This is a genomic window from Hymenobacter sp. 15J16-1T3B (genome assembly GCF_020711235.1).
Taxonomy (GTDB): Bacteria; Bacteroidota; Bacteroidia; order Cytophagales; family Hymenobacteraceae; genus Solirubrum.
This window is the reverse complement of the sequence record NZ_JAJFAV010000001.1, coordinates 558438-573231: the sequence shown is the minus strand read 5'-3', so window position 1 is coordinate 573231 and position 14794 is coordinate 558438. Positions and strand designations below refer to the sequence as shown.

At 65.4% G+C, this 14794-nt stretch carries 17 protein-coding genes; 5 read left to right on the top strand and 12 right to left on the bottom strand.

Features of this window, described 5'->3' with window-relative positions; translation table 11 throughout:
- Window positions 1–247 precede the first annotated feature (247 nt).
- On the top strand, window positions 248–2089 hold the full coding sequence (locus LJ737_RS02430; protein ID WP_227762679.1) for a tetratricopeptide repeat protein: 1842 nt from the start codon (window positions 248–250) through the stop codon (window positions 2087–2089).
- A 152-nt stretch (window positions 2090–2241) separates the two neighbouring features.
- Here LJ737_RS02430 and LJ737_RS02425 read toward each other — a convergent pair whose 3' ends face one another.
- The 3 genes from LJ737_RS02425 to prfA all read right to left on the bottom strand — a co-directional run bounded on the left by LJ737_RS02425 (window position 2242) and on the right by prfA (window position 4478).
- Window positions 2242–2646: a diacylglycerol kinase family protein gene (locus LJ737_RS02425; protein WP_227762678.1), complete on the bottom strand. Its 405-nt coding sequence runs from the start codon at window positions 2644–2646 to the stop codon at window positions 2242–2244.
- On the bottom strand, window positions 2639–3235 hold the full coding sequence (locus LJ737_RS02420; RefSeq protein WP_227762676.1) for a GNAT family N-acetyltransferase: 597 nt from the start codon (window positions 3233–3235) through the stop codon (window positions 2639–2641). The genes LJ737_RS02425 and LJ737_RS02420 overlap by 8 nt, the downstream gene beginning before the upstream one ends.
- A gap of 169 nt (window positions 3236–3404) precedes the next feature.
- Complete coding sequence (prfA, locus tag LJ737_RS02415) at window positions 3405–4478, bottom strand: peptide chain release factor 1 (RefSeq protein ID WP_227762674.1); 1074 nt, start codon at window positions 4476–4478, stop codon at window positions 3405–3407.
- 94 nt (window positions 4479–4572) lie between these two features.
- Here prfA and LJ737_RS02410 point away from each other — a divergent pair, with 94 nt between their 5' ends.
- From LJ737_RS02410 to LJ737_RS02395, 4 genes are all read left to right on the top strand, one after another.
- Window positions 4573–5220, top strand: a complete 648-nt coding sequence (locus LJ737_RS02410; protein WP_227762671.1) for a c-type heme family protein — start codon at window positions 4573–4575, stop codon at window positions 5218–5220.
- Between the two features lie 60 nt (window positions 5221–5280).
- Entirely contained in the window at window positions 5281–6537 is a 1257-nt protein-coding gene (locus LJ737_RS02405; protein WP_227762669.1) for a toxin-antitoxin system YwqK family antitoxin, read from the top strand.
- Between the two features lie 67 nt (window positions 6538–6604).
- Window positions 6605–7201, top strand: a complete 597-nt coding sequence (locus tag LJ737_RS02400) for a hypothetical protein (protein ID WP_227762668.1) — start codon at window positions 6605–6607, stop codon at window positions 7199–7201.
- 39 nt (window positions 7202–7240) lie between these two features.
- Window positions 7241–8524, top strand: coding sequence for a protoporphyrinogen/coproporphyrinogen oxidase (locus LJ737_RS02395; RefSeq protein ID WP_227762665.1), 1284 nt, complete (start codon window positions 7241–7243; stop codon window positions 8522–8524).
- A 1-nt stretch (window position 8525) separates the two neighbouring features.
- Here the strand turns inward: LJ737_RS02395 and LJ737_RS02390 are convergent, their stop codons facing one another.
- The 9 genes from LJ737_RS02390 to LJ737_RS02350 all read right to left on the bottom strand — a co-directional run bounded on the left by LJ737_RS02390 (window position 8526) and on the right by LJ737_RS02350 (window position 14758).
- A complete protein-coding gene (locus LJ737_RS02390) occupies window positions 8526–8981 on the bottom strand; it encodes a hypothetical protein (RefSeq protein WP_227762664.1) in 456 nt (151 codons plus the stop codon).
- A gap of 183 nt (window positions 8982–9164) precedes the next feature.
- Window positions 9165–10451 (bottom strand): erythromycin esterase family protein, encoded by a 1287-nt coding sequence (locus LJ737_RS02385; RefSeq protein ID WP_227762662.1) that lies wholly within the window; start codon window positions 10449–10451, stop codon window positions 9165–9167.
- A gap of 125 nt (window positions 10452–10576) precedes the next feature.
- Window positions 10577–10918: a hypothetical protein gene (locus tag LJ737_RS02380; RefSeq protein WP_227762660.1), complete on the bottom strand. Its 342-nt coding sequence runs from the start codon at window positions 10916–10918 to the stop codon at window positions 10577–10579.
- 128 nt (window positions 10919–11046) lie between these two features.
- Window positions 11047–11244 (bottom strand): FeoB-associated Cys-rich membrane protein, encoded by a 198-nt coding sequence (locus tag LJ737_RS02375; protein WP_227762659.1) that lies wholly within the window; start codon window positions 11242–11244, stop codon window positions 11047–11049.
- Between the two features lie 214 nt (window positions 11245–11458).
- Window positions 11459–12169, bottom strand: coding sequence for a pirin family protein (locus tag LJ737_RS02370; RefSeq protein WP_227762658.1), 711 nt, complete (start codon window positions 12167–12169; stop codon window positions 11459–11461).
- Window positions 12170–12330: 161 nt separating this feature from the next.
- Entirely contained in the window at window positions 12331–12921 is a 591-nt protein-coding gene (locus LJ737_RS02365) for a nitroreductase family protein (protein WP_227762656.1), read from the bottom strand.
- 61 nt (window positions 12922–12982) lie between these two features.
- Window positions 12983–13621 carry a thioredoxin family protein gene (locus tag LJ737_RS02360; RefSeq protein WP_227762654.1) on the bottom strand — a complete coding sequence of 213 codons (639 nt, stop codon included), beginning with the start codon at window positions 13619–13621 and terminating at the stop codon, window positions 12983–12985.
- Window positions 13622–13718: 97 nt separating this feature from the next.
- The gene (locus tag LJ737_RS02355; RefSeq protein ID WP_227762652.1) at window positions 13719–14198 is read right to left on the bottom strand and encodes a DinB family protein; all 480 of its coding nucleotides are present in this window, start codon (window positions 14196–14198) and stop codon (window positions 13719–13721) included.
- An 89-nt stretch (window positions 14199–14287) separates the two neighbouring features.
- Entirely contained in the window at window positions 14288–14758 is a 471-nt protein-coding gene (locus tag LJ737_RS02350) for a DUF6970 domain-containing protein (RefSeq protein WP_227762650.1), read from the bottom strand.
- Window positions 14759–14794: the final 36 nt, after the last annotated feature.

The following is a 14794-nucleotide window of genomic DNA, read 5'->3' as shown; positions in this document are numbered from 1 at the left end:
CCCTGCCCCGCGGCAGGGACCGTTTTTTGTTAGCCGGTAGGGGAAAGTCGGCCCGGCCGACATCGGGCAAGGGGCCGCGGCACGTATCTTCACCGGGTACGGCCCGCGGCCCCGGCGCAACGCCCGGCGGGCGGTACGGTCTTTGGGCGGTGCCGGCCGCGCCGGGTGAATGAAACCCGACCGCGCGTTGTTCTGCCCCCGCCGGCGCTGGTGTAGCGGCCGGCTTTACTTCTCGTCTCCGATTGCCATGAGCCTACTGCCCCTGTCCGCCCTGTGGAAGAAAAGCCAAATCAGCCTGCTGGGGCTAGTCTTGGCCGCCGGCCCGGCCCTAGCCCAGGACGGCGGCGGATTGGTGAACGTGGCGCGCGAATACGCCCGCAAAGGTGAATGGGTGAAGGCAGAGGCCGTGTACGACGACCTGCCCGCCGACGTGCAGATGGCCCCCAACGTGCTGCCCGACTACCTGCGCACGCTGGTGGAGCTGAAGAAGTACAAGGACGCCGAGAAGCTGGCCCGCAAGGCCGTGAAGCGCAGCCCCAACGAGCCGGCGCTGGGCGTGGCCCTGGGCGCGGTGTACACGGCCGCCGGCGACACCACCGCGGCCCGCAAGCAGTACGAAAAGGTGGTGGCTGGCCTTGCGCCCGATCAGGTGCAGCCCGTGGCCCAGGAGTTTCAGCAGCGGCAGCTGCCGCGCTGGGCCGAGCGCAGCTACCTACGCGGCCGGGCGCTGGCCAAAAACGAGGCGGAGTACAGCGCCCAACTGGTGCAGCTGTACACCACCAACGGGCAAAAGGAGGGCGTGCTGAAGGAGACGCTGCGCATGGCCGAGCAGAACCCGGACCGGGAGCAGCTGAGCTTCGTGCGCAACATGCTGCAGAACGCGCTGAAAACCGACGCCGATTTTGATACCCTGGAGAAGCTGCTCATCACCCGCACCCAGCAGCAGCCCGAGCAGGCTACCTGGAGCGAGCTGCTGCTGTGGCTGCACCTGCAGCGCCGCGACTTCGCCGGGGCCTTGGTGCAGGCCCGCGCCCTCGACCGGCGCCAGCACAGCGAGGGGCGCCGGGTGATGGACCTGGCCGTCATTGCTCAGCAAAACAAAGACTACGAAACCGCCATCGAAGGCTACCAGTACGTGGCCCAGCAGTACCGCGGCGGGGAGTACTACCAACCGGCCCGGCAGCAGCTCATTGCCGCCCGCGAAGAGCAGGTGCGCAACACCTTCCCGGTAGACCAGGCTAAGCTGCGCAACCTCGTGGGCGAATACGAGCAACTGCTGACCGAAGCGGGCCGCACGGCCCAGACGGCCGGGGTGCTGCGCAATCTGGCTTTGCTCTACGCCTTCCAGCTCGACCAGAAAGACAAGGGCATGCAGCTGCTGCAGGAGGTAATCGACCTGCCGCGGGCCGATCCGCAGCTCGTCGACGAGGCCAAAATTGCCCTGGGAGACATATACGTGCTGCGCGCCGAGCCCTGGGAGGCCACCTTACTGTACTCGCAGGTGGAAAAATCGCGCAAGGACTCGCCCTTGGGCTACGAGGCCAAGCTGCGCAACGCCCGCCTGAGCTACTACGCCGGGGACTTCAAGCTGGCGCAGTCGCACCTCGATATTCTGAAGCAGGCCACCAGCCGCGAAATTGCCAACGACGCCATGCAGCTCAGCCTGCTCATCGGCGACAACACGGCCATGGATACCGCGGGCTTGGCCCTGAAAGACTACGCCGCCACCGAGCTGCTGGTGTTCCAGAACAAGCTGCCGCAGGCCATCAAGAGCCTCGACCAGCTACTGACCAAGTACCCCGGCCACGCCCTCACCGACGAAGCCTGGTTTTTGAAAGGCCAGCTGCAGCGCCGCACCGGCGACTACGCCGGGGCCGTGGAAACCCTGGCGCGCATCACCAGCAACCCCAAGTACGACATCCTTTCCGACGACGCGCTGTTTCTGACGGCTGAAATCGAGGAGCAAAACCGCCAGGACAAAGCCAAGGCCCAAGAGCTGTATACCCAGCTGCTGACCAAGTACTCGGGCAGCATCTACGCCGCCGAAGCCCGCAAGCGGGTGCGCAAGCTGCGCGGCGAGGCCATGTAACGCGGGCTCGGGGACCTGCTTGCGGATAGTCGTCTGTCTTCCTGAGCAAGGCGAAGGACCTTATCACGTTGGTTGGATCTGTATCTGGCGTGATAAGGTCCTTCGCTTCGCTCAGGATGACCGATCCTTTTATTAGCGTTACTTCGGCAACCCTAAGAATTAAGCGCCACAACCTTCGCCCACAGCGGTGGCCCCAGCACCAGCAGGCCGACTACCACGGCGGCCAGGGCCATGAGCAGCACGGCGCCGGCGGCCACGTCCTTGGCGCGGCCGGCCAGCGGGTGGAAATCGGGGGAAACGAGGTCGATGATGGTTTCCACGGCCGTATTCATCAGCTCGGCCGTCCAGACGGCGCCGACGGCCAGGGCCAGCAAGGCCCAGTCGTGGCGCGACACCTGCAGCCAAGTGGCCAGGACCAGCACGGTGGCCGTGGCCAGGGCGTGGAAACGCAGGTGTGGCTCCGACAGCAACGCCTCGCGGATGCCCTGAATGGCGTAGCCGAACGAGGCCACTTCGTGGCGCCAGCGGGTGCGGTGGCGTTGCGGGGCCTTACCCACGTGTGTCGAACTGGCTGAAGACCGAGCGGCGCAGCTGCTCCCACTCGGGGCGCAGAACGCTGAAATACACCGTGTCGCGGCGCCGCCCGCCCTGGGTGTAGCAGTGGCTGCGCAGGGTGCCTTCCTGCACCGCGCCCATGCGCCGCATGGCCTCCTGCGACTGGTGGTTGCGGGCGTCGGTTTTCAACTCCACCCGCTCGCAGCCCAGCTCCCCGAAGGCGTATTGCAGCAGCAGGTGCTTGGCCGCCCGGTTCAGGCCGGTGCGCTGAAAGTCCTTGCCCAGCCAGGTCCAACCGATTTCCAGGCGCCGGTCGGCCATGGCGAAGGAGCCGTAGCTGGTGCTGCCCGCCAGGCGGCCGGTTTCCAGATCGATGATGGCGAAAGGGTAGCGGCGGCCGGCTTCGCGCTCCTGCAGGGCCTGAGCCAGGTAAGCCGCCAGGCCCACGCTGTCCTGCGGGGCCGGCGTGAGGGTGTAGCGCCAGATGTCGGCGTCGAAGGCAATCTGCTTAAGGGCCTCGAAGTCGGAGGCTTCCAGGGGCCGCAGGCGGGCGCGGCTGTTTTCGAGCGTAATCGGGCGGGTGCAGTCCATCGGGTAGCGAAGCGAGGCAGAACCAGAATAAAAAAGAACGTCATGCTGAGCGCGTCGAAGCATCTCTACTGCTGACGTTGGGATAGTAAAGTTACTATCTATCGTCAGCACGCAAGATTCCTCGACTTCGCTCGGAATGACGTTCTAAATGCGGTAACTGCAGCCCGACTTAGGCCGTGGTGCCTTCCTTCAGTCGCTCGGCGTTTTCGGCGATGCGCAGCTGTTCGATGAAGTCCTCGATGCCGCCGTCCATCACCGCGCTCAGGTTGTACACGGTGTAGCCGATGCGGTGGTCGGTCACGCGTCCCTGCGGGTAGTTGTAGGTGCGGATTTTGTCCGACCGGTCGCCGCCGCCAATCATGCTCTTGCGGGCGGCGCCTTCGGCCTCGTTTTTCTTGGCCAGCTCGATTTCGAAAATGCGCGAGCGGAGCACCTGCAAGGCCTTGTCGAAGTTCTTTAGCTGCGACTTTTGGTCCTGGCACTGCGCCACGATGCCCGTCGGAATGTGCGTGAGGCGCACGGCCGAGTAGGTCGTGTTTACCGACTGCCCGCCGGGGCCCGACGACATGAACAGGTCCTTGCGGATGTCGTTCATGTCCAGCTCGATGTCGAATTCTTCGGCCTCGGGCATCACCACCACCGACGCCACGGAGGTGTGGATGCGGCCTTGGGTTTCGGTGGCCGGCACGCGCTGCACGCGGTGCACGCCCGATTCGAACTTCATCTTGCCGTACACGTCTTCGCCGCGCATGGCCAGGATGATTTCCTTGTAGCCGCCCGCGGTGCCTTCCATGGCGTCCACGAGTTCCATCTTCCAGCCCTGCTTTTCGGCAAAGCGCATGTACATGCGCTGCAGGTCGCCGGCAAACAGCGCGGCTTCGTCGCCGCCGGCGCCGGCCCGGATTTCGAGGATGATGTCCTTGGAGTCGTTCGGGTCCTTTGGAATCAGCAGGTCTTTGATGACGGCTTCGAGGCGCTCCTGCTCGGGCAGCAGCGTTTCCAGCTCGTCCTTGGCCATCTGGCGGAAGTCCTCGTCCTTTTCGGTGGCAATGACCTCGCGGGCCCCTTCGATGTTGGAGAGGATGTTCTGGTAGGCTTTATACTCGACCACAATCTTGTTGAGGTCCTTGTATTCTTTGTTCAGGGCCTTGTAGCGCTTCATGTCACTCATGACCTCGGGGTCCAGCAGTTGCTGGCCCACGTCGTTGAAGCGCTGGTTGATAGCCTCTAATTTGTCAAGCATCGGTCGTTGGGGTCCGAATTTGGGCGGTACTTTTGCAAAGGTACAAAACCCGGCGGGGCCACAGCAGGTTCCGCGCGCGTTGGCCAAACTCTATATGCGCCGAAGCCTATCGTTGCTGGCCCTGCTGCCGCTGCTCGTGGCCTGCCGCCCCGAGGACGTCGACCACCTCGACAACACCAAGGAGCTGGCCCGCGAAGCCGAAAACTTCCAGCCCAAGCTCATCAAGCCCGCGCAACTGCTGCAAGGGGCGCGCTGGGCGGCCGACTCGCTCATCCGCACCGCCGACCGCGGCTGGCGGGCCCAGCTCAACGAGCGGCTGGCCGCCGGAGGCGTGGCCGCCGCGCACCCGTACTGCCAGCCCGAAAAGCTGCCCGCCGTGGTGAAGCTGGCCCGCGAGCTGGAAGCCCAGCCCACGCGGGAGCTGATCAGCCCGCCGCGCTTCATCACCGAGGAAGATACCGTGCGCACCCAGCGCCCCAAGCAGGACCAGTTTCTGGTGCAGGAGCCCCTGGTGCTACTGCCCACCGACGCCACCTGCCTGCGCTGCCACGGCCAGGTGGGCCCCGACGTGAAGCCCGAAGACGCCAAGTTGCTGGCCACCACCCACCCCGGCAAGGCCCTGACCGGCTACCAAGCCGGGCAGCTCATCGGCCGCTGGACCATTCCGATGACGCGCAAGGGCGTGGCCGAGTTCTACACCCAGAAGACGCGCAAGATTCCGAAGCGGCATAACCTGTTTTAAGCCTGGGTGGCCTTTCAGACGGTTAACAAGCTATTGCTAGTGAAATTGATATCCTGCAGATTGCTGCTTTTGCTCGGCGTGCCGGTGCTGGCCCAGGCCCAGACGGCCACGGTGGTGCCGCGCGTAGCCATCGGCGAGGGCACCGCCGCCAAGCCCAACTTCAAGGACTGCTACCAGGTCATCCGCAACGACAGCGTGCGGTTGTTTTACGACGCGGATTATCTGCTCACGCCCTCGGCTTGCGCCAGCATCCGCCGGCTCACGCGCATCACCCCCGACGGCAACTTCACCGGCGAGGCGCGCGACTACTGGATGGACGAAAACGTGCTGGCCCTGCGCGTGCGCTACGTCAACGGCAAGGCCGACGGGCCGATTGAGCAGTTTGCGCGCAGCGGCAAACCAGTCGTGCGCGGGCAGCTGGCGCAGGGCGTGCCCACCGGCGAGTGGCACTACTGGTACGCCAACGGGCAGCCGCGGCAGGTGCTCCGCTTCCCGGCCGAAGGCGGCTTCCGCATCGTTGCTTACTGGGACTCGACGGGCGCCCGGCGCGCCACCGACGGAAACGGCTACTGGGAGGGCGCCCCGCCGCCGAACTACGTGACGAGCGGGAGCGGGGCGTGGCTGCCGGAGCGGACCTACTTCCGGTTCCGCGGCCCCGTGGCCGAGGGCCTGCCCCACGGGCAGTGGCAGAGCATCGATACGCGCACCAACCAGCCGTTCAGCGACGAAATGTTTTCGCGCGGCCGGTTTCGCAGCGGGCAGCTCAGCACCAAGCCCCGCTACGGCAGCGCCGTGCTGACGACACCCAAGGTGGTGCTGGAAATGGAAGCGCCCGGCGCGACGGCCGAGCGGTTTCGGCTGGGGCTGGCCTGCGCCGAGCGGGAGCGGCGGCAGCAACTGCGGGCGGAGTTTGAGCAGCTGGCCATGCCCAAAAATGCCCTCAGCTTCGAGGCCTACGGCCAGCAGCTGCACCGCAAGCTGCTGAATTTTAGCAACCAGCCCTGGTACGCCCAACTGCCCGCCAACGCGCCCGTGGTGTGCGGCATTGATTCGCTGGGCAACGTTACGACCGTGCTGGCGGCCAGCGGGCCACTGCAGGCCGTGGTCCGGGAAGCGGTGAAAGACCTGCCGCGCTGGACGCCCGCTACCGTACGCGGCCACTATGCCTTGTGCGGCTTCGTAGTGCGCCTCGACCGTGGCCGCGACCAAGTGCGCATCAATCCCATGGCTAACACCGGACAGATAGCCTGGACGCCGCAATTGGTGCAGGCATATTGGGAAGCGGTGCTGGCGCGGGAATTGGGCAAAACCCCTTGACGGCCCCAGAACCCTAAGTGCTGACCGATAATCGGTTATTGTTATTATATCCTCTGCGAAGGCTCAGATGACAACTGCCCTGACGTCCGCCCAGCTGGACCGCATCAGCCAAGCCGCCCGCCGCGGCGAATACCTGTACCTCGACGAGCCCTGGCTCTGGCTGCCCATCGTGCCGGTGGACCCGCCCCCCGCCGGGTCGCCTTCCTGGTTCGACGGAGGCCTGACCCGCCTCGTGCTGGAGGACGTGTTCAGTCCCGTAGCGGTGCCGCTGGGGGCGCTGGTGCTAGGGGTCGGCATGGCTTACCGGGAAGTACGGGGCCGGTGGCAACAGCAGCAGTTGCCGGCTCAGGCGCCCGTGCGGGTGGAGCATAATGGGTATTCGCCTGAGGCGTATTACCATGACACAGCGGCTTTCCTCTGGGCAACCCCGGAGCGGAAGCTGATGAACCGCATTCAAGTGGGAGAGTGGCCCGCCGATGGAGTCATTGTGCGGGGGCGGCCGGAGCAACAGCGGCTGGTGGAGCTACTGGACGCTTGGTATGAGCGCGGCGTGCCGGTGCGGGAGTGGGTTCGGGGGCAGCGCACGTTTCTGCTCAATCCGCACATGCGCTACGAGGAAATCCAGGCGTTCAAGCGCAAATACGGCGTCAGCCTGAGCGACTAGCTCCCAACCTTCGCCCCGGTTTTGCAGTTTGGGCAGGGTATGAACGCTGCCGACCTCTCTCCGCAAGCCCCCGTCCTCATCATCGGTGCCGGCATGGCCGGGCTTACCTGCGCCTGCTACCTGCACCGCGCCGGCCGCCCGGTGCAGGTGCTCGAAGCCGCCGATGCCGTGGGCGGCCGCGTGCGCACCGACCTCACGCCCGACGGCTTCCGCCTCGACCACGGCTTTCAGATCCTGCTCACGCGCTACCCCGAGGTGCAGCGCCTCATCGATTACGGCGCCCTGCAGCTGCAGCCGTTTACTTCCGGCGCCGTCATCCGCCTGCCCGACGGCCGGCAAACAACCCTGCGCAACCCCCTGCGCCAGCCGCTACGGGGCCTGTCGGCGGCTACGGCCCCTATCGGCTCCTGGGCCGACAAGCTGCGGCTGGTGAGCCTGGCCCAGCACGTGAAACAGCACAGCAGCGAGGAACTACTGGCCCGCCCGGCCACCGATACGCTGAGCTTTCTGCGGCGCTACGGCTGGAGCGAGCAGATGATTGAGACGTTTTTCCGGCCCTTCTTCGGCGGCATTTACCTCGACCGGGAGCTGACCACGGCCAGCAACTTTTTCGAGTTTGTGTTCAAGCAGTTCGTGGAAGGCGACGCTGCGCTGCCGGCCCGCGGCATTCAGGAAATTCCGAAGCAACTGGCCGCCCGCCTGCCCGCCGGCGCCGTGCAGCTGCACGCCCGCGTAGCCGCCATCGAGGGCACCACGGTGCGCCTGACCGACGGCCGCACCCTGCAGGGCAGCGCCGTGGTGCTGGCCACCGACGGCCCCGCCGCCCACCACTTGCTGCCCGCGCTGACGGCCACCGAGCCCACTGCCGCGCGCCGCACCACCTGCACCTACTTCGCCGCCGACGGCCCTTCGCCCGGCCGCGGCGACAAGCTGCTGCGCCTAAATGCCGCTCCCGGCGCTTTGGTCCATAACGTGGCCTTTCCCAGCGACGTGGCCCCGGAATACGCCCCGGCCGGGCAGGCGCTGATATCCGTGAGCACCCACGGCCCGCACGGCCTCAGCGACGAGGCATTGGCTCAACGCTTGCGGCAGGAGCTGGCGGGCTGGTTTGGCGCCTCAGCCAACAGCTGGCGCCGCCTGGGTACCTACCACATCGAGCACGCGCTGCCGGTATACGAAGCCGGGCAAGTAAGCCAAACGGCCCAGCAGCCGCGGCGGCTGGCCGAGGGCCTGTACCGCTGCGGCGACTGGGCCGCGTACCCCTCGCTGAACGCGGCTATGGCCACGGGGCGGGAGGTTGCCGACGCTATTTTGGGCAGCTAGCCTACTCGTCGGTAGCTTTTTTGCGGGCGTTGCGGGCCGCGGCCGTGTTGGGCACGTGCTGCTCGCCGGCGCGGGAACCGGCCTGTTTTTTGGCGTTGGTGGCCTTGCGCTGGGCGGGCGTGAGGTCGGTCCAGGCCTGCTTGGGCAAGTAGCGGGCGGTGCCGCCCTCGCGCCCCGCGGCCGGGTGGCCGTCGGCGGTTTGCCAATCTTGCGTGGTCCAGTCCTGCAAATGCTGCTGCTCGTGGCTGCGCTTGGCGAAGGTGTAACCGCCGCCGGCCTGCCGGTATTCCTGCGCCAGCAACTGGGCCTTGCGGGCGCTCCACTGACCGGGCGCGCCGCCCCGGTCGCCCGCCATGATGTCGTCTTTTAGTCGCTCGCGCAGCTCGGGTTGGGTGTAGATGCGGGCACTGGAGTGGGCCTCGGCGTGGTGGGCGGAGGCAGAATGCTTCTTGTCCATGCAGCTGGCAATTGAATTGTGAGGGAGTAGTTAACGGGCTGATGAATAATTGGTTGCTGCAAAGTTGCGCGCGGCATCAGTCCGCGTATGGAGCAAGCTCAACCGTAGCGACCGGCCGGAATGCCCGCAAAAAAGCCCGGCCTGAATCAGACCGGGCTTCGCGTGGTGGCCCGGGAGCGGCTCTTACACCCCCCAGGGGTACAGGTCCGGCGGCACGTGCTCGTCGGCGGGGGTGGGCAGCGGGTGCAGGGCCCGGGTCTGGTCGAGGTAGAGGAAGGCGTCGTAGCGCTCCGGCACCACGGTGGGCACGTAGTTGCCGTACTTTTCGCGCTCGGGCCGGTACACCACCCCGATGGCGCGGTGGTTCAGGTGCTCCTGCAGGGCCGGCAGCGGGCGCAGCTCCGAAGACAGCAGCAGCGCATCTTGCCCGATGTCGGTGTGCAGCAGGGCTTCCCAAGAGTTGAGCCGGGCCTCGGGCACGGGCATCTTTTCCAGCGGGGCGCCCCAGCTTTTGCCGGCCACGACCGAGCCCTGGTACGAGCCAAAGCCCACGATGTACACCTTGTCGCGGCCGAACTGCTGCCGGGCCAGCTGCCCCACGTTCACCATGCCGTCGGCCACCATGTCGGTGTAGCGGGCGTCGCCCACGTGGGTGTTGTGCTCCCACACGATGGCCTTGCTCTCGGGGCCGTGCAGCTCCAGCAGGCGGGTGAGGGTTTCCATCATGTGATGGTCGCGCACGTTCCACGACGAGCCCCCGCCGCGCAGCATGGCCTTGTAGTACCGCTCGGCATTCACGGCCACCAGCGCGTTTTGCTCGGCCGCAAACTCGATTTCCACGGCCAGCCCATCGGGGTTGGTGGCGGGCGTGCGGCGCTGCAGGGTGCGCAGCATGGTCAGCACTTCGTCTTCGCAGTCCTCGCTCACGAAGGCCACGGCCTCGGCATACTCCTGCGGGTCGGCGCTGTAGGGCTCGAAGCACTTGTAGGCCCGTTGGGCGGCCAGGGCAGCCGCCTCGCCCTTGCGCCCGGCGTACTGCATGATTTGCTCCAACGACTCCCAGAGCGAGTAGACGTCGAGCCCGTAAAAACCGGTTTTGTGGCCCGAGGGCAGGGCGGCGTTGTGCCGCCGCAGCCAATCGATGAGCGCCGCTATTTCCCAGTTGCCCCACATCCAGGTGGGCCAGCGGTTAAAGGTTTGCAGCAGCTGGGCGGCCGGCTTGCCGTCGTGGGGCTGCTTGATGGCCACGTTCACCTCGAAGCAGTCGGGCCAGTCGCCCTCCACGGCCACGAAGTGAAAGCCTTTCTCCTCGATCAGGCGCTTGGTAATGGCCGCGCGCCAGGTGTAGTACTCGTGAGTGCCGTGGGAAGCTTCGCCCAGCAGCACCACGCGGGCGTCGCCGATTTGGGCCAGTAAGGGGTCGAGGTCCGCTGCCGACTGCAGGGGATGATGAGGTAGTTGGGCGGGCATAACACGGCGTGAATAGGTGTGGTGAAAAAACAAGCCGCGTCACCCGCGGCGACTTTCCCGAGTGGGAAAACACATCCGATGGCGGCGCGGCTAGGTAAGGAAGAGCGGGTAGGCGGGGCGGCGGGCTATTTGTGGGCTTTGTCGAGGTTCTTACCCAGGTCTTCGACCTTGCGCAGGAAGGTGTCGATTTGGTCGTCGCCGTAGGTACCGAAGGCGTTGGAAATGGTCCCGCGGGTGCCGTCGTGCGCCTCGATGGCGTAGAGGATGGACATATCGTCGGGGTTGGATTCGCCCTCGAAGCGGTAGAAATCGACGATGGTTACTTCCTCGGGGGCATAGCTCACATTTTTGTCGGAGCCCATCACGCAGAGGCGGCCGTCTTGCACGGCAAAGTCGGCGGTGAAGCCGTCAGCCGTCAGCTTTTTTTCCACGTTGACCAGGGCGCGTTCTTCTTCTTTGTCTTGCATGACGTCGGGTGCTTTGGAGTAGAGGGATTGAGAGAAGGAATCCGGAACGGGCGTAAAATGCGCCGCCCCGCCCGGGCTATACGCAGCCACGGGCGGGGCGGGTTATATGGCCGAACCAAAATGTTCAGCTAGCCGGCGTGTTGAGCTTGGCGCTGAGCCTTTTCGATGGTGCGCTGCATAGCGTCCACGTCGATGGCGCTGCAGGCGCCGCAGCCCTTGGGGCAGCCGCCGTCGGATTTGGCAAAGAAGCTCTGCCACAGGCGCCGGCCGATGTAGAAGGCCGCGCCGAGGAAAAGCGCGAGGATAATGAGCTGTTGGACGAGCATAACGAGCACAAAACTAGCCAGTGGCCGGAAAAGTTGCTAAACCGCGGCGGTTCAGGGCCAATCAGCCGCCTTGCCCGAACGTCAGGTCGAGCTTGTCGAGGCATTTCGCGTGGGTACTAACCTTTTCGTTGAACGAACCGGTTACCCTCAGGCGTCAGTACGGGAGATGTCTCGGCTTCGCTCGACCTGACGTTCTTCTTCGGTACAAGCAGCCTCAGTGGTTGATTGGCACCTCGATGAGCAAGAACTGGCTTTCCTGCGCGCATTCGACGGTAAACTCGGCCGTGCCCCAGAGGCCCAGCGCGTCGCGCCGGGGCACGGTTTCGCCGCCGATGCGCACCTCGCCCTCGATGACAAAGACGAACACGCATTTGTTGGTGGGGTTCAGCGCGTACGTCACCGTGCTGCCGGCCTCGAAGTAGCCCAGGCTGAGCCGGGCGTTCTGGTTGATCCAGCAGTGGCCCTGGCCCTCCTCGTTCGAGACGATGGTGGTGAGCTGGTTGCGGCGCTTGGCGCGCGGAAAGGAGCGGCGCTGGTAGCGCGGGTTGATGTTTTGCAGCTTGGGCTCAATCCAGATCTGCAGGAAGTTCACCTCGTCGTCGCCCACGTTGTGCTCCTCGTGGCGCAGGCCCGCGCCGGCGCTCATGATCTGCACCCAGTCCGCCTCCACCACTTCCTTGTAGCCCAGCGAGTCGAGGTGGTTCATCTTGCCGGCCAGCATCACCGAAATGATTTCCATGTTCTGGTGCGGGTGGATGCCGAAGCCGTTGCCGGGCTGCACGTAGTCGTCGTTGAACACGCGCAGCAGCCCGAAGCCGGCACGCACCGGGTTGGGGTAGGAGCTGAAGCTGAACGTGAAGTTGCTTTGCAGCCAGCCGATGTCTTTCAGGCCGCGCTCAGCCGCGGGGAAACGTTGGGTGTGCATGGAAGAAGGAGGTGTGGGAAGACGATAAAGTAAACTCGGGCCGTCATGTCGAGCTTGTCGAGACATCTCGCCGGATAGTAATTCCCACCTTGAGGGTCACTATCAGGAGTCAGCACGCGAGATGTCTCGACAAGCTCGACATGACGTTCTAAACCCCGGTGTTATGCCGGTAATTCGTTCTCGAACACAAACTCGCTTAGCGGCTTGCGCGAGCGGGGCGCCAGCTCGCGCGAGCGGAACGGCTCTTCGAGCTGCTCGGCTTCGCCCACGTAGCCCAAGGCCAGGAAGGTGGCCGGCTCCAGGTCGGCGGGCAGGTGCAGGGCCTCCTGGGTTTTGGCCATGTCGAAGCCGCCCATCACGTGGCCGTGAATGCCCATGCTGGCGGCTTGCAGCAGCAGGTTGGCGGTAGCCATGCCGGTGTCGTGCAGGTAGTGGCGGTTAGGCGCGTCGTTGGCGCCCATGGTCTTGCGGGCCAGCACCACCACCAGCACGGCGGCGTGCTTGGCCCAGGGCTGGTTGCCGGGTAGCAGGCAGTTCCAGATGCGCTGAAACGCCTCGGTCTGCTCGCGGTGGGCGTAGATGAAGCGCCAGGGCTGCTCGTTCATGGCGCTGGGGGCCCAGGCCGCGGCTTCAAAGAGGGTGCGCAGGTCGTCGTCGCTGAGGGGCTGCGGGGTGAAGGCCCGCGGGCTCCAGCGGTGCTTGATGACGTCGACGACGGGGTAGTGGGTTTGGGCGTGCTTGTGAGCAGACATGCGAAAAAGAAAAGGCGGGAGCCGGTACCGGCCCGCCGAGAAAACAGCAAAAAAGAAGGGCTTACGCCAGCTGCCGCAGCAAGGCCACCAGCTCCTGCTGGGTGCTGCGGGTTTTGTCCTTGGCGTACCAGGCGTGAATGCGCTCGGCGTACTCTTCGTGGGTGGCGCCCTGGGCCTTGAGTGCCAGCAGCAGGGCCTGGGCTTCGGCCGGCCGCGGGCCCCACTGGGCCACTTCCGTCAGCGTATCGGCGCGCAGCACCACCAGCTTCGGAATGGAGCGGCTGGTGCCGCCGGTGAGGTAGCGGTCCATCAGGTCCAGGTTTTCGTCGCGCAGCAGGTAGCGGGTGCTCAGGTGGCCGCCGCTGGCCCGGGCAATGGTGTCGAGCACCGGCACGATCTGGGCCGCGTCGCCGCACCAGCCTTCGGTGAGCACCAGCCACACGTACTGGCCCTGCAGGCGCGCCAGCTCGTCGGTCAGCTCCGGCAGCAGCTGCACGGTCTTGTCAAGCCGCGACATGCGCTGCTCGTTGAGCTTGGCGTAGGCCGTGAGGGCCTCCGACTGGTTCGGGCCGGTGGTGCGGCCCTGGGCCAGCAGCTCGTCGATGAGCTGGCGGTAAGTGAGGTAGGTGTAGGCCGAGGCCAGGCGCTCCGGCGTGAGCACGGGCGCGGCAGTGGCGGCGGAAGCAGCAGACGAAGTCATAAGCAGAACGGCTGGTAGGCCGGTAAAAGTCAGCAAAAAACCCTTCCGGGGGCGGAAGGGTTTCGTGGGGGCGGTGAGCTGCAGGTAAGCGCAGCGCTTAGGCCTGCCCGGCCAGCTCGCGGCAGTAGGTGATGAAGTCGGTGTTGATGGGCTCCAGGCCGCTTTCGCGCAGGCTGGTGGCCACCTGGGCGCGGTGGTAGTTGGCGTGCACGCAGGCGTGGGTCAGGATGTCCGACACCTGGCTGTCGTAGCTGTTGCCCTGGGAGTTGGCGTAGCTGATCATGCGAGTCATCTCCGCGTCGTCGGCGTCGCGGATGTACTGGTGCAGGGAGGGCGAGGTTTGCTGGTGCAGCTTGTGCAGGCCGGCCAGGTCGTGTTCCTGCCACACTTTCACCGGGCTCTGGGTGCCGGTGAGGCGGGCCAGCCAAATGGCCTGGGCATTGAGTACGTGAGAAAACAGACGCAAAGCTTTGGCCGGCAGTTCGGCGCCCGAGGCCACGATGCCGTCGAGGTGAGCGAGGAGCTTGGCGTTGGCCCACACGTTGTAGGCACCGAGCTTTTCGATGGTGTTGATCATAGGTGAAATAGTGAAATAGGGAACTAGTGAGTTTGAGGTGTTGGTGAATTGAACGACACCCACCACTGCCTTAACCCACCAACTCCCCGTCAGCGCGGGTCTTGCCAAACCAATTGTTCGGCGGTTCGGTTTTTCTCGAAATCGGGGCATTTGCCGTCGCCGCGGCCGGTGATGCCGCCGTCGGGGGCGCAGAGCACGTTGCCTTTGGCGTCGTAGAGCGTGGTGTACTGGTCGCAGCAGGGCGACGTTTCGTAGTACACCGTCTGGCCGCGGTACTGGTAGCTCAGGATGCGGATGCGCGGGTTTTCGGCCTTGGCGTTCAGGTGCGCCTGAATCTTGTCGTCCAGCCACTTAGGCCGATTGCGCTGGTCGAAGGGCAGGTCCTTGATGCTGGTTTCGGGCACCGGAATGGTGGTGGGCGTGGTCGTGGGGGCGGGCGTCGAGGGATTGGCCGTAGCCCGGGGCTCCGAGGTATCGGTGGGGGTGGTCAGGTCGACGCGGCGGGCGCAGGCCCCGGCCAACAAGAGCGCAACACAGGTAAGAGCGGCAACTGAGCGCATAGGCTTCTCGCTAGGAAAGGGCGGCAAATGTACAAG